The sequence below is a fragment of the Lentzea sp. NPDC004782 genome, from assembly GCF_040609115.1.
In the GTDB taxonomy this organism is placed as follows: Bacteria; Actinomycetota; Actinomycetes; order Mycobacteriales; family Pseudonocardiaceae; genus Lentzea.
Map to the genome: position 1 here is coordinate 76,963 of NZ_JBEXJN010000029.1, position 14,685 is coordinate 91,647.

Here is a 14,685-nt window from a genome sequence, read left to right on the forward strand (position 1 = left end):
GGTGCTCGATGAAGGGCGCCTTGCTCCACCTCAGGTGGATGAAGGCGCCCTTCATCCACGTCGAACGCGCGCGGCACTTGCGGCCAGATGCTCAGCACCCGGCGACGAGCAGCGGACTCGCGGTGCAGATGTCGTTGAGCCGCCGCAGCGCCGCGGCGAACTGCTCGAAGCGCGCCCGCGGGACGGCCGCGCGCACCTCGCCGATCGCCTGCCACAGGTGGTGGTGCTCGGAGGCCTCCGTGATCGGCAGCGGCGGAATCTCCCCCAGGCCGGGCCGCACGTCGCAGGAGAACGCGAGCGCGACCGCGGCGGCCCGCAGGCACGCCGTCGCGAGCGTCACGCAGTCCTCGACCAGCGTGCGGTCGTCCTGGGCGCGCACGACGCCGCTGACCGCGAACCGCACGACCTGCATCAACGCGAGGTAGAGGCGCTGGCCGGCCTGGTTGCGCTGCTGCGGGAGGTGTGCTGAGCCGGTTCCCGGGGGCACCACGGTCATGCCGAGCTGAGGGCGGCGCAGCACGTGGTCGAAGAGCGCGGTCGGCGCCCAGAGCAGCGTGCGCCAGGCGTCCTCGCGCAGCGACGTGCCCATGCGCGCCGCGTTGTCCAGCACGTCGAGGTAGGCGATCAGGACGCCGGACAGGAACACGCCACCGCGGTCACCGCCCACCCGCACGATGCCGAACCGGTCGTCGTGGCTCGCTTCGCCGGCGCCGTGGCCGGGTTTCCACTCGATCACGTCACTGCTCGCCAGCACCACGCGGGCAAGCCGCTGGTGCACGGGCGACGCCGAGAGCACCGTGTCGTCCAGCCCCATCTGGACGAGCATGGACGCAGCGTGCTGCAACGACTCACGCCGTTGCGGCACGAGGTCGGGGTGCAACAGACGGAACGGTTCCACGTCGCTCCCTCCCCTCGCCGTTGGTTGTACTCACAATGAACGCCGGTGGACGCGAAGTCATCCGGATGAAGCGCAGCGTTACGTCTCAGTTGGACGGGGTCAGTTCGACTGCGCCCACGCCACGAGCTGCGCGCGAGTTGAAAGATTCAACGCGGTCTTCACGTTGTGCACGTGGGATTCCACCGTGCGGTGCGAGATCCCGAGTTTCGCGGCGATCTGCGCGTTCGTCATGCCCTGCGCCACCAGCTCGACCACCATGCGCTGCCGGTCGCTGAGCACCGCGTCCCGCACGATCTCCTTGTCCAGCGCGGTTTCCAGGGCGTGCCGCACGTCCATCGCCCGGCCGGCGTTCAGCGCTCGGGTGAAAGCCGCGCGGGACAAGGCTTCCCGTGCGACGTCCAGCACGGAGTCCATCTTCCGCTGCCACCACTGCTCCGCCGGAACAACCCACACCGTGCGCATCTGTCGGCACGCTGCCAGCAACCGCACGCCGAGCTCGTGCCGCCCGGACAGAACCGCGACCACACCACGACCCTCGACCGACTCCAGCACCGCGCGCGGCTGGTACGCCGACAGCTGCGCGCCCTCCGCGAACCGCGCGCCCGCCGTCGTCAAATCCCCTCGCTCCAACGCTATGCAACCGGCGGAGTGCACGGCGATCGCCACGACGTCGGGCCGTGCATGCGCTCTCAGCGCGGGAAGGGCGCCTTCCACCAGCTCGCGCGCGCCCTCGACGTCGCCCTGCACGAGCAGCGTCCAGCCGAGGTTCTGGCTCGACACAGCCACACTGACGTCGTTGCCGTTGCGTACGCCGTGCTCGATCGACTGGCGCAACGCCCATGCGGTGTTCGCCGCATCGCCCGCACCGTCGTACGCAGTCGCCAACGTGCGGAAGAGCCGGCACATGATCGGCTGCTGGCCGCCGGCTTCCGCGGTGTGCACGGCCTCCAGCGCGTACTTCACCGCCTCGTCGTGACGTTCCTCGTGCACCGCCAAAAGAGACGCGTACTCCAGCGCGAGGATGCGGTAGCGGTGGTCCGCTGCCGACTGGTGCAGCACCTGCATCAGCACCGCGCCCGCCTCGGCGAAGTAGCCGCGGTCGAAGCAGACCCTCAGCAACATCGTGGCGAGCATCAGCCGGCGATCGTCCTGCGGTGCCACCAGACGGGCGAACGCGTGCGCCACGTTGTCGTACTCCTGGTGCTGCGCCTTCACCTGCTCCGGAGAGAGGATCGACGACGTGACTCCCGGTTCGCCCTTCTCGCACAGCCACTCGATGATCCGTTCGGCCGTCACGCCGTGCTCGCCGTGCTCCCTGAGCCGTTCCTCCGCGTAGAGGCGCACCGATTCGAGCATCCGGAAACGGCCGTCGTTCTCCCGCACCACCAACGACTTCGCCTGCAAGGCCGTGAGCAGCCCGATCACCGTGCCGATCGCGGACCCGCCGTGCACGACCTGGGCGATGTCGAGCCCGAACCCGCCCGGCAGCAGCGCGAGCCGCCGGAACAGCTCCTTCTCCTGCCCCGTCAGCAGGTCGTGGCTCCAGTCGATGGCGGCGCGCAGGCTGCGGTGCCGCGACTGCTCACCCCCGGCGTCGCTCAGCAGGTCGAGCCGGTGGTCGAGGTGGTTCGCGAGGTCGCACAGCGACACCGTTCTGGACAGCTTCGCGGCCAGCTCCACCGCGAGCGGCACCCCGTCGAGCCGTGCGCAGACCGCCGCGATCAGCTCCTGGTCGCCCTGCACGCCGGCCCGTTCGGTGAACAGCCGGACCGCGTCGTCCTCCATGCCGTGCAGCGGGTACACCGCCTCCCCGACGGTCCGCAGCGCTTCCCGGCTGGTGGCGAGGACCTGCACGTTCGGACACCGCGACAAGAGCGCGTCCACGACACCGCAGCACTCCTCGACGAGATGTTCACAGTTGTCGACGAGCAGCAAGATTCGGCGGTTGCCCAGCGCGGCCAGCAACGTCGTGCGCAGCGCGACCCCCGCGTGCTGGTACGCCCCAACGGCTTCGGCGAACGCCTGCACCACCTGGTCCGGTCGGCTCAGCTTGCCCAGCTCGACCGTGCGGACCTCGGCCTTCCTGGAGCGCCGCGCGACCTCGACCGCGAGCCGCGTCTTGCCGACCCCCGCCGATCCGACGATCGTGAGCAGCCTGTGCTTGCGCAGCAACGAAAGCAGCTCCGCCAGCTCGGTCTCGCGGCCCACGAACGCGTCGTCGTGCGCGGGCAGTTCGGTGACCACAGTGGACGTACCCGCGGAGCGCTGACGGTAGGCGCGCTGACGGCAGGCGTTCGAGCAGTACCGCGCCCGCGACGGCAGGGGCGCGAATTCCGTGCCACAGCTCGCGCAGGTGCCCATTGGACGAGCCTACGTCCGTTTTGGCGTCTCAATTGGGAAGTGTGTGGAGGTCAACCTCCAGCGAGGTACCGGAACGCAGCTCGGCGAGCTCGATCCGATCTTTCGCCCGGTTCAGCCAGCCACTGCGAATCCGCTCCACCACCTGCGTTTTCGTCGTGTCCGCGGCCTCGGCCTTGATCACGATGTCCTTGCCGTTCTCCAGGTGGACCACGGCCCGCCGGAATTTGGGCGCATGTGGCACGAACTCGCCAGTTCCGGGCACCGCGGGATACATCCCGAGCACGCTGAAGACGTACCAGGCCGACATCGTGCCGAGGTCGTCGTTGCCCGTGACACCGGCCGGCCCGTTGACGAACAGCGTCTGCGCGGCCCTGATGACCACCGACGTCTTCTCCGGCCTGCCGATGAGCGCGTACATCCACGGCGCGTGCAGGTCCGGCTCGTTGTTCGGGTTGTACCTGAACTGGTTGTAGTAGTCGTACGGCCCGACCACCCACTTCTCGCGGACAGTCCGCTTCGGGTCGGTCAGCAGGTCCTGGTAGGCGAAGAAGTCGTCGAGCCTGGCCTCGGCCGCCGCCTTGCCGCCGAGCGCGGTGATCAGGCCGCTGACGTCGTGCTGGGCCAGCCACTGGTACTGCCAGGCCGTGCCCTCGTGGAAGCCTTCCGCCCCCTGCGGCGTGAACGGGCTGAGCCACGCGCCGCCGGCCAGCTTGGGCCGCGGGAACCCGGTGAAGCCGCGGTCGGTGACGCTGTGGTCCCAGAGGTTGCGGTGGTTGAGGCCGCGCTGCCGCAACCGCTCGGCGTCCTCCTTGTGCCCGAGCTCAGCCGCCATGATCGCCAGCGTGGCGTCGGCCAGCGCGTACTCGAACGTCGCCGACGCGCCGTGGCGCGGGTCGGTGTCCTGCCCCTTCTTCGGGAAGTTCTTGTCGTACTGGACGAACCCCTTGGCGAGGTAGTTCGGGTTGCCCGACCTGCCCTGGAACCGCGAGCTCTCCGGCGGAACCCCGTCGACGTTCTGGAGAAGAGCCCGGTACGCCTGCTCCTCGAAGCCCTTGAGGTGCCCGAACCGCCAGAGGTCCACCAGGAACGGCGTGACCGGGTCACCGGTCATGCAGTTCGTCTCCTGGTTGGCGTAGGCCCAGCGCGGCAGCCAACCGCCCTGCTCGTGGATGGCGAGGATGCTCCGCGCGATGTCCTTCGCCCGCTGGGTGCGGATCAGCGAGAGCAGCTGGTTGTGGGCGCGATAGGTGTCCCAGAGCGAGTAGTACTCGTAGTAGGTCCAGCCCTCGGCCTGGTGGATCCGGTCGTCGAAACCCCGGTACCGGCCGTCGGCGTCGCTGCCGGTCAGCGGCTGCAGCAGGACGTGGTAGAGCGCGGTGTAGAAGACCGCCCTGTCGTCCCAGTCGTCCGTCTCGACCTCGATGCAGGCGAGCTCCCGGCGCCACGCGTCCTGGGCCTCGTTGCGGAGCTCGTCGAAGGACCTGCCGGCGGTCTCCGCTTCGAGGTTGCCCCTGCTGCCCTGCTCGTCCACTTGGGACAGTGCCGTGCACGCGGTGACCGGCCCCGGCTCGAACGTGACCCAGGCACCCCGCAGCCCGGCGCCGCCCGCGGATTCCCGTTGCCCCGGCTTGGGACCGGCAGGCCCCCAGGTGCCGAACTCGCGGAACGGCCGGTCGAACCTCGTGGTGAAGTACGAGATGTACGGACGCCCGCCGCAGAACGCCTGCGTCTCCACGGTTCCGGTGATCGTGCGGTCGTCCAGAACCTTGACGCTGCTCGCGAACACCGGTTCCTTGTCGTTGGCCTGCCCGACGTTGACGAGCAACGTGCCGCTGACCCCACCCGCCCACGTGTAGCGCTCCACACCGGCCCTGGTGGTCGCGGTGCACTCGACGGTGATGTCGCGCTCCAGCTTCACCTTGTAGTAGCCGGGCTTGCCGATCTCCCCGTCGTGGCTGTACCGGGCGGCGTAGCGCTTGTGGTCGAGACTCGACGGCAACGCACCGAACGTCGGCAGGATCGACACCAGCCCGCCCTGCTCCCAGCACCCGGCGCCGGACAGGAAGAAGTGCCCGAAGCCGCGGATCATCGGATCGTCGTACCGGTAACCGGCGTAGTGCGAGCCGATCGGGCTGGAATGCGCCTTGCCGAACGGCATGGACGCGCCGGGGAACGTGTTGCCCTCGTCCTTTGTGCCGATGAACGTGTTGACCGACTCGATGGGATCCAGTGCGTCCACGGGTTTCACGGTAGTACGGGTTTCTCGTGGTGGAGGCGGTGTCGGCGTGGTCCGGTCGGGTGGTTGCCGCAGGCGGTCGCGTTGCGTCAGTGGTTGCGTTGAGTCGCTCTGACGGGCCGGGTCATTCATCGCCGCTTCGCGACGATTGCGATTGGGGCTTGACTTCGGGGCCCTTGCGAGGCGCTGGTCGGCCTTCAAAAGCCGGGCTGAAAAGAGCCCGGCCGATCCGAGCACGGTAGCACCTCGCACCCAAAGTCAGCCCCAATCGCTTTGCGTGCGTGGTTGCGTCAGGCGGGTATGTCATGTCATACCGCTTACCGGGTCGGTATTAGGCCTTTTCGGGCTCGACTTCGCCGTCGCGAGAGTGTGGGCACGCGGCAGTTACGCGACCGAGTTCGCGAGATTGCGTCTCGGCTTTTGATCCGGATCCAGCCAACTGGGCGGATAGAACGTCGGGAGGCCGTGCACCATTTTCACTTCCCACTCACTCTGGTGGATAAGTGTGTGGTGATTGCGGCACAGCAGTACCGCGTTCTTGACCGAGGTATCGCCACCGTTCGCCCAGTGATGAATATGGTGCGCGTCGCAGTGTTTCGGCGGTCTGCCGCAGCAGGGGAACGCGCAGCCCTTGTCACGGGCGACCAGGACGCGGCGGATTCCAGCGGGGAAGCTGCGGGTCTTGCGGCCGATGTCCATCGGCCGCGACCGCTCACCCAAGACCAGCGGAATGATCCCCGCGCTGCACGCCAGCCGACGCACCTCGGCGGCCGGGACGCGCTCACCGTTGTCCAGCATGCCCTGGCCCACCTGCTCGGCCAGGTCCTCGTAGCGCATCGTCACCGTCAGCGTGACCGGCTCACCACCATGCTCGGGCAACTGGTCCGCACGCAGCATGAGGTCGACCAGTTCGGCCAGCGCATCACCCTCACGCTCGGCACGCGACCGCGGGTCAGGACCTTCTGCCTCAGTGGTGGGGCGGGGCTTGGCCAGCGGATCCAGCAGCGCCTCGTACTTGGCGCCGGTGACCTTGTCCAGCCTCGCCCAGATCTCCAGGCAATCGCCCTTCCACTGCATCACATGCTGGTTGACCTGCCGCACAGGCTCGGGATCGCGTGGCTCCGGATCGTTCTGAAGAAGCGCGTAGACCAGCTTGCGACCCATCGCCCGCAGCTCCACCGGATCATGCGCACGGGCGAGGTCGACCACCGTCTGCTCGCACTCGGCGGGCAGGTCCTTCATGATCTCGGCCACCACCGCGACATGCTCGATCGACAGCACGCCCTCGGCCGCCGCCGACGCGGTCACCGGCAGCTCGGCAGCGATCTCGCTGCCGGTCGGCGTGATTCCCGACGCGAGCAGCGCGGCATTGGCCACCCACTGCTTGGCGGTTTTCCGGCTCCAGCGGACCGCGTGCTGCAACACCTGCGGCAAGTCCTTGTAACCGAGTTCGCTCGCGGCACCACGCCGATTCAACTCGGCAACCTTACGCATCACCGCGTACTGACGAGCCTGAAGATTTGCCACCTCATCGACGAGAGCGCTCAGCACCTCGCCGGTGGAGAGAAGCGGAAGGTCAGGTTCGATCACATGTTCTACCCTACCGCAAGATCACGAGAAAATAACGGCTAAATCCGTACACGAAAGTGCGAACCGCTCATGCGGAGGCGAAGCCGAGCCCGAAAAGGCCCAATACCGACCCGGTAACCGGTGATGACGTGTCCAGCCCGCGCGATTGGGGCTTGACTTTGAGTGCGAGATGCCACCTTGAAGGCCGAAAAGCATCTCGCCAGAGGCTCGAAGTCAAGTCCCAATCGCAATCGTCGCGAAGCGGCGATGAAATGACCCGGTCTGCCAGAGCAACCCGACGCAACAACAGTCCACATAGGACAAGAACGCCCCAGTCCGCTGACATCGGCAGACAAGCCGCTTGACCGGTTCCGGAACTGTTGACAACCAGGTGAAGCCGGGGTGAGATACGGCCACTATGACAACGTTGTCCCCCAGCGGACCGGCTACCGGTCAGCGCAAGGTCCGTCGCGCGACGATGAACGACGTCGCACGGCTGGCGGGCGTGAGCATCAAGACCGTCTCACGCGTGGTCAACGACGAGCCGGGTGTGCACCCGTCCACCGCCGAGCGCGTGCTCGCGGCCATCGACCAGCTCGGGTTCCGGCGGAACCTGAGTGCCCGCAACCTGCGCCGGGGTTCGTCCACCGGCACGATCGGACTGGTGCTGGAGGACGTCGGCAACCCGTTCTACTCCGGCGTGACCCGCGCTGTCGAGGAGATCGCGCGGCTCAGGGGCCGCCAGGTGATCTCCGGGTCCAGTGACGAGGATCCTGGGCGCGAAAGGGAGCTGGCGCTGGAGTTCTGCAGCCGCAGGGTCGACGGGCTGCTGATCGTGCCCGCCGGGTTGCAGCACAGTTATCTGGTGCCGGAGATGCGCGCGGGTACACCGGTGGTGTTCCTGGACCGGCCCGCCGGGGACGTCGTGGCGGACACCGTGCTGGTGGACAACATCGGTGGCACCGTCGAGGCGGTCACGCACCTGGCCTCGCACGGGCACCGCCGCATCGCGTTCCTCGGGGACGCGCCGGACATCTTCACCGCCAACGAGCGGCTGCGCGGTTATCGCGAGGGCTGCGTGCGGGCGGGCATCGGGTACCACGACGAGCTCGTGGTGATGGGGCCGCACGACGAGGCCACCGTGGTGACGACCTTGCAGCGGTTGCGGAACCTGCGGGAACCCGCGACGGCGATCGTGGCGGGCAACAACCGCATCACCGTGTACATCCTGCGTGCGCTCGCGGGGTCTGCGGAACGGCCCGCGCTGGTCGGTTTCGACGACTTCGAGCTCGCCGACCTGTTGTCACCGCCGGTGACCGTGATCGCGCACGACGCGAGTGCGCTCGGCAAGGCGGCCACGGATTTGTTGTTCGCCCGCTTGGACGGCGACAACTCGCCACCGCGCCGCGTCGTGCTGCCGGTGCGCTTGGTGCCACGAGGATCCGGGGAGGTCCACGCGTGAGTTCTGGTGTGCTCCACCAGCCGGTCAGTCTGCCGGCCAACCAGCCGAAGCAGTTCTACCGCGGCGGGGAGGCGATCGCCGCGTTGCGCGGTGGCACGAGCGGCGACTTCGGGCCCGAGGACTGGGTGGCCTCGACGACGACGTTGTTCGGTCGCAGCGACGCCGGGCTGACAACGTTGCCGAACGGCGTCCTTCTCCGCGACGCCGTGCGGGCGGACCCGACCGGATGGCTCGGCGCGGACCACGCCGAGAAGTTCGGCGCGGACACGGCGTTGCTGGTGAAGCTGCTCGACGCGGGCCAGCGGCTGCCGGTGCACTGCCACCCGTCGAACGCCTTCGCGTCCTCGCACCTGAACTGCCGGCACGGCAAGACGGAGGCGTGGATCGTCATCGGCACGTCCGGCGCGGATCCGACCGTCTACATCGGATTCCGCGAGGACGTGCCCGCCGGGACCGTCGCCGAGTGGGTGGCCACGCAGAACACGCAGGCGATGCTCGACTCGTTGAACCCGGTCTGCGTCCGCCCTGGCGACACGGTCTTCGTGCCCGCCGGGGTGCCGCACGCGATCGGCGAGGGCGTGTTCATCGTCGAGCTGCAGCAGCCGACGGACTTCTCGGTGACGCTGGAGTGGCAGGGCTTCCTCGCCAACGCCGACGTCGGTCACCTCGGGCTCGGCTACGACGTGGCGCTGGACTGCGTCGACCGGCACGGCTGGGGCAAGAAGCTGGACCGGCTCGTGCACCAGACGTCGGAGAAGTGGGCGCCGTCGGTCGACCTGCTCGACCACGACGCGGACCCGTTCTTCCAGGCCGACCGCCTGCACGTGGAGGGTTCCTTCGCACTGGAGCCGTCGTTCGCCGTGCTGGTGGTGCTGGAGGGGGCCGGCCGGCTCGGTGAGCTGGAGGTCCGCAAGGGCAGCACCGTCGTCGTCCCGCACGCGGCGGGCGAGCTCGGGCTGACCGGTGACCTGGTGGCGATCCGCTGCCGACCACCTGTTCTGTCCACAGTGGAGGATGTATCGCCATGACCGAGCCGTTGCTGGAGGCTCGTGATCTCACGAAGAACTACGGCACCGTGGAAGCACTCCGCGGTGCCTCGTTCACCGCCTACGCCGGTGAGGTCGTGTCGCTGATCGGTGACAACGGCGCGGGCAAGTCCACCCTGGTGAAGTGCATGTCCGGGGTGGAGCAACCGACCGGCGGAACCCTGCTGTTCGACGGCAAGCCGATCACGTTGAGCTCCCCCAACGACGCCCGCGACCGGGGCATCGAGACGGTGTTCCAGGACCTCGCGGTCGCGCCGGACCTCGACCCGGCCGCGAACATGTTCCTGGGCAGGGAGATCCTCAAGCCCGGTCTGCTCGGCCGGCTGGGCGTGCTGGACAAGAAGGCGATGCGCCGGCAGGCGGTCGAGCACTTCACGCGGTTCGGCGCGACGCTGCAGAGCATCGACGTGCCGATCGCGGCGCTGTCCGGTGGCCAGCGCCAGTCGGTCGCGGTCGCGCGGTCGGTGGCGTGGGCGTCGAAGCTGGTCTTCATGGACGAGCCGACCGCCGCACTCGGTGTGGTGCAACGGGAACGCGTGCTGGACGTGATCAAGCGGGTGCGCGACGAGGGCATCGCCGTGGTGCTGATCTCGCACAACATGCCGGAGGTGCTGTCCGTGTCCGACCGGGTCGAGGTGCTGCGCCTCGGCCGCCGGGTCGCCCGGTTCAAGGCCGCGGAGACCACCGTGGAAGAGCTCGTCGGCGCGATGACCGGCGCACTGTCGCAAGAGGACGCCGCGTGATGACCGATACCAAGACAACGTTGTCGAAGGATCTGTCCGCCGAGGAGCGCACCCCGCTGCTGAAGCGGCTGACCGGGGCGAACACGCTCTGGATCGGCCTGGTGCTGCTGGTGCTGGTCGCGGTGTTCGGCGCGATCCGCCCGGACGCGGTGTTCCAGGTGACCACGCTGCAGTTCCTGCTCGCGGAGACCGCGGTACTGCTGGTGCTCGCCGTCGGCATGACGTTCGTGATCATCACGTCCGGCATCGACCTGTCCGTGGGCTCGGTGCTGGTGTTCGCGAGCGTCACGTCCGCACTGGCGATGAACAAGTTGTCCGGTGGTGACGCGACGAACGCGGGCTGGGGCGTCATCGCCTGCGGACTGCTGGTCGCGGTCGTCAGCGGAGCCGTGTGGGGTCTGCTCAACGGCCTGCTGATCTCACGCGCGAAGATCCCGCCGCTGATCGTGACGCTCGGCTCGTTCGGCGCGGCGCAGGGTGCCGCCCTGTTGCTGAACAACGGTTCCAACGTGTCCGGCATCCCGGACCGGCTGAACCGCACCTTCGGCTCCGGCACGTGGTTCGGCATCCCGAACATCGTGATCGTGGCCGCGATCGTCACCGCCGCCGGCGCGCTTCTCCTGTCCACCACGCGTTTCGGCCGCTACACCTACGCGGTCGGTTCCAACGAGGAGGCGGCCAGGCGCGTCGGCATCTCCGTGCGCAACCACCTCACGAAGGTCTACCTGCTCGCGGGCACCCTGGCGGGGCTCGCGGGGTTCATGGGCAACGCGTTCTTCCGGGTCGCGGTCGTCACCGGCCACGAGACGGACAACCTGAACGCGATCGCCGCCGTCGTGCTGGGAGGCACGAGCATCTTCGGCGGCATGGGTTCGGTGCTGGGCACGGTGTTCGGCGTGTTCATCCCGGCGGTGTTGGAGAAGGGCCTCGTGATCATCGGGGTCAGGGAGTTCTGGCAGCCGATCGCGGTCGCGATCGTGCTGGTGGCCGCCGTGTGGCTGGACCAGACGCGGCGGCGGGCGCGCAACCAACGTTAGGGAAAGGTGCTGGACCAATGAAGATCCGCTCCTCGGTGGCTCTCTCCGCCGTGTTCCTGCTGGCCGCGTGTGGCGGCGGCGGGCAGATCGGTGACTCGAACTCGGGCAACACCGCCGCGAACAAGAAGCTGGTGCTGATCCCCGGCATCACGGCGGAGCCGTTCTACATCTCGATGCAGTGTGGTTTCCAGGAGGCGGCCAAGGCGGCGGGCTACGAGTTCGACACGCAGGCCCCCGCCAAGTTCGACGCGGCCCAGCAGACCCCGATCGTCACGGGCGTGCTGGCGTCCAAGCCGGCGGCGGTGCTGATCGCGCCGACCGACGACAAGGCCATGGCCGGCCCGATGAAGCAGCTCAAGGACGCCGGGATCAAGGTCGTCGAGGTCGACACCAAGCTGCAGGACACCTCGATCGCGGCGTCCACGATCTCGTCCAACAACGAGCAGGGCGGCAAGCTGGCCGCCGAGACGATCAACAAGCTGACCGCGGGCAAGACCGGTTCGGTGCTGGTGCTGAACACCAAGGCGGGCACGTCCACCACCGACGCCCGCGCCAAGGGCTTCGAGGACGCCATCAAGGCCTACCCGAACCTCAAGTACATCGGGCAGCAGTACACCGACAACGAACCCGCCACGGCCGCCTCGAAGGTGACCGCGACGCTGGCCGCGAACCCGGACCTGATCGGCGTGTTCGCCACCAACCTCAACACCGGTGAGGGCGCGGCGACCGGTCTGCGCAACGCCGGCAAGACCGGTGCGGTGAACCTGGTCGGCTTCGACGCCTCGCCCAAGCAGGTGCAGGACCTGAAGGCGGGCACCGTGCAGGCCCTGATCGCGCAGGACCCCGGCACGATCGGCAAGCAGGGTGTCGAGCAGGCCCTCGCCGCGATCGAGGGCAAGCCCACGAAGCGGAACATCGAGACCGACCTGGTCGCGATCACCAAGGACGACGCCGAGAAGAACTCCAAGTACTTCTACAAGCAGTCCTGCTGACCTCGCACCGCCGGCGTCAGGGCCGCCCTCAGGGGTGGCCCTGACGTGTTCTGCCTGCGGAAATGACACACGTCATGTTCGTTTGGCCGGGTTGGGCTAAGACAAGAGTCGTACCGAGACATCACCCTTCAGCCGTTGTCCGGCCCATCGGAAAGCGGTGGGCTGGGGGCACGACAGAAGGGGGAACCACCGATGCGCCGAAAGCAGATGGCGGCCGCGCTGGCCGTCGCCACGGCAACATCACTGCTCATCGCTCCACAGGCCCTGGCACAGAACAGCTTCGCCACGCAGGAGATCAAGTGGCAGAAGTGCTTCGACACGGTCCCGCCGGGGCTCCCTCCCGGCTCGGAACGCCTGCAGTGCGGCCAGTTCACCGCCCCGATGGACTGGAACAACCCGAACAACGGCAAGACCATCACCATCGCGGTCAGCCGCACGGTGCCCAAGAGCGGTCAGGCGAAGACCACCGTCTTCACCAACCCCGGCGGGCCCGGCGGTGCGGGCCGCACGATGCCGTTGATCTTCTTGGAGCGCCAGAAGCTCAGCGAGAGCGCGGAGATCGTCGGCATCGACGTGCGCGGCACGGGTGCCAGCAGCAACGTCACGTGCGGCCTGTTCGACGCGCTCGGCGCGACGGATCCGCGTGACCGCAGCAAGGCCAACCTCGACCTGCTCTACGGCAGCATGGAGCTGCAGGCCAAGTTCTGCCAGACCAAGTCCGGCGAGCTCGGCAGGTACGTCACCACCGACCAGACCGTGAAGGACCTGGACCTGCTCCGGCAGCTGCTGGGCCGCAAGAAGGTCGACTGGCTCGGCTACTCCGGCGGCACGTGGATGGGCGCGTACTACGCGACCTACTTCCCCAAGACGCTCGACAAGATCGTGCTCGACTCGAACACCCAGTTCACCGCGCCGTGGCAGGCGATCTTCGGTGACTTCGGCATGGGCTTCGAGCGGCGTTTTCGCGTCGACTTCGCACCGTGGGTCGCCAAGTACGACGACGTCTACCACCTCGGCAAGACCGGGGAGGAAGTGCGCCAGGCCTATGAGCGGACGCGCGCGAAGCTCGCCCAGCAGCCCGTCACGCTGCCGGACGGCACGTACTACCCGATGTCGCTGGACTTCCTGCTCGTGCGCGCCCAGTACAGCAAGTACTCCTTCGACGGGGCCGCGCGGAAGCTGGCCGAACTGGCCGGCGCGGTGTCCCCGCAGATGACGGCGCAGGCGACCTACCCGGACGCGTCGACCGCCACGCTGAACTCCATCATCTGCAACGACACGCCGTTCCGCGGTGACCGGAAGTACCTGGAGCGCGACGCGGTGCGGGACGGCGCCAGGTGGCCGCTGCTGGGCTACTACCAGCTCATGGGCCCCTGCGCGTTCTGGGACCGGCCGAACGTGAACCTCAAGCACCCCAACGGAATCGGTGTCGCGCCGACGTTGATGGTGCAGTCGGTGCGCGACCCGGCGACGCCGATCGAAGGCGCGCAGAAGGCGCACGCCGGATTCGCCGGCTCGCGGATGCTGACGGTCAAGGACGAGGGTGACCACGGCATCTACGGGTTCGACAACTCGTGCGTGAACGACATCGTCGAGCGCTACCTCGTCGACCGCGTCACGCCGGCCGGGGACCTCACCTGTCCCGGTGTGCCGCTGCCGGCGCCGGGTCAGCAGCAGGCGGGCGTGCTGGAACAGGCGCAGCGGCTGGCGGTTCAGCTCGGCTGGTGAATCTCCAGCACCGCCTCGGACAACGTGGTGTACCAGGGGCTCTCGGTGAACTTGGGCCCGGTTTCCTCGCCGAGGTAGAGGTCGATGTGCCGCCGACCGCCCAGTCCCGGCGTGAACTCGTCGGTGATCTCCCAGGACGAGGACGCGAGCTTCTGGCAGACGGTGGAATCGACGTTCGTGCCTTCAGGCGTCTGTCCACACGAGACGAGCTTGATCCGCGACCCGGTCTTCAGGCCGTCCGCGGCCGCTGAGACGAACGGCCGCAGGGGCCTGCCGAACGAGTCGCGGGGCGCGGAGTCGAGCCAGTAGCCCTTGTCGTGGGACCAGTTGAGGTACCGGCCGGAGTTCGTCCGGCCGGTACCTTCGTCCTTCACGGCCTTCGCGAACGACTGCGGGAAGTTCCCGAGCAGGTCGTGGCCGTTCTCGCAGTCGATGACCGGACACCCGCGCACGGGCACCGAAGGTCCACTGTGGAACGACTCGACGGCCGTGTAGTAGACGGTGACCTGCCAGCCCTCGTCGGTCGACGGTGCGCTGGAGGTGGGCGGACCGCCCTGACCGGCGGAACATCCGGCCAGGATCAGCACCACCCACAACCAGCGCACGGAACCTC

At 68.2% G+C, this 14,685-nt stretch carries 11 protein-coding genes; 6 read left to right on the plus strand and 5 right to left on the minus strand.

Translation table 11 applies throughout. The features are described 5' to 3' along the window. Positions 1 to 91: 91 nt before the first annotated feature. The 4 genes from ABZV40_RS26330 to ABZV40_RS26345 all read right to left on the minus strand — a co-directional run bounded on the left by ABZV40_RS26330 (position 92) and on the right by ABZV40_RS26345 (position 7,085). The gene (locus ABZV40_RS26330) at positions 92 to 898 is read right to left on the minus strand and encodes a hypothetical protein (protein WP_355446759.1); all 807 of its coding nucleotides are present in this window, start codon (positions 896 to 898) and stop codon (positions 92 to 94) included. A gap of 99 nt (positions 899 to 997) precedes the next feature. Next, positions 998 to 3,259, minus strand: a complete 2,262-nt coding sequence (locus ABZV40_RS26335; protein WP_355446762.1) for a LuxR C-terminal-related transcriptional regulator — start codon at positions 3,257 to 3,259, stop codon at positions 998 to 1,000. Between the two features lie 28 nt (positions 3,260 to 3,287). Then, complete coding sequence (locus tag ABZV40_RS26340; RefSeq protein WP_355446765.1) at positions 3,288 to 5,498, minus strand: GH92 family glycosyl hydrolase; 2,211 nt, start codon at positions 5,496 to 5,498, stop codon at positions 3,288 to 3,290. Between the two features lie 381 nt (positions 5,499 to 5,879). Next, on the minus strand, positions 5,880 to 7,085 hold the full coding sequence (locus ABZV40_RS26345; RefSeq protein WP_355446768.1) for a DUF222 domain-containing protein: 1,206 nt from the start codon (positions 7,083 to 7,085) through the stop codon (positions 5,880 to 5,882). 457 nt (positions 7,086 to 7,542) lie between these two features. On the opposite strand from ABZV40_RS26345, the gene ABZV40_RS26350 reads away from it, so the two are divergent. From ABZV40_RS26350 to ABZV40_RS26375, 6 genes are all read left to right on the plus strand, one after another. Then, a complete protein-coding gene (locus ABZV40_RS26350; RefSeq protein ID WP_355446770.1) occupies positions 7,543 to 8,526 on the plus strand; it encodes a LacI family DNA-binding transcriptional regulator in 984 nt (327 codons plus the stop codon). Beyond that, positions 8,523 to 9,554 carry a class I mannose-6-phosphate isomerase gene (locus ABZV40_RS26355; RefSeq protein ID WP_355446773.1) on the plus strand — a complete coding sequence of 344 codons (1,032 nt, stop codon included), beginning with the start codon at positions 8,523 to 8,525 and terminating at the stop codon, positions 9,552 to 9,554. Before ABZV40_RS26350 ends, ABZV40_RS26355 begins: the two co-directional genes overlap by 4 nt. Next, complete coding sequence (locus ABZV40_RS26360; protein ID WP_355446775.1) at positions 9,551 to 10,315, plus strand: ATP-binding cassette domain-containing protein; 765 nt, start codon at positions 9,551 to 9,553, stop codon at positions 10,313 to 10,315. The genes ABZV40_RS26355 and ABZV40_RS26360 overlap by 4 nt, the downstream gene beginning before the upstream one ends. Next, positions 10,315 to 11,352 (plus strand): ABC transporter permease, encoded by a 1,038-nt coding sequence (locus tag ABZV40_RS26365; protein ID WP_355446778.1) that lies wholly within the window; start codon positions 10,315 to 10,317, stop codon positions 11,350 to 11,352. The genes ABZV40_RS26360 and ABZV40_RS26365 overlap by 1 nt, the downstream gene beginning before the upstream one ends. A 17-nt stretch (positions 11,353 to 11,369) precedes the next feature. Then, positions 11,370 to 12,344 carry an ABC transporter substrate-binding protein gene (locus ABZV40_RS26370; RefSeq protein ID WP_355446781.1) on the plus strand — a complete coding sequence of 325 codons (975 nt, stop codon included), beginning with the start codon at positions 11,370 to 11,372 and terminating at the stop codon, positions 12,342 to 12,344. 192 nt (positions 12,345 to 12,536) lie between these two features. Then, positions 12,537 to 14,072, plus strand: coding sequence for an alpha/beta hydrolase (locus ABZV40_RS26375; RefSeq protein WP_355446784.1), 1,536 nt, complete (start codon positions 12,537 to 12,539; stop codon positions 14,070 to 14,072). On the opposite strand, the gene ABZV40_RS26380 is transcribed toward ABZV40_RS26375, so the two are convergent. Further along, positions 14,057 to 14,677 (minus strand): hypothetical protein, encoded by a 621-nt coding sequence (locus ABZV40_RS26380; RefSeq protein ID WP_355446786.1) that lies wholly within the window; start codon positions 14,675 to 14,677, stop codon positions 14,057 to 14,059. The genes ABZV40_RS26375 and ABZV40_RS26380 overlap by 16 nt on opposite strands. Positions 14,678 to 14,685: the final 8 nt, after the last annotated feature.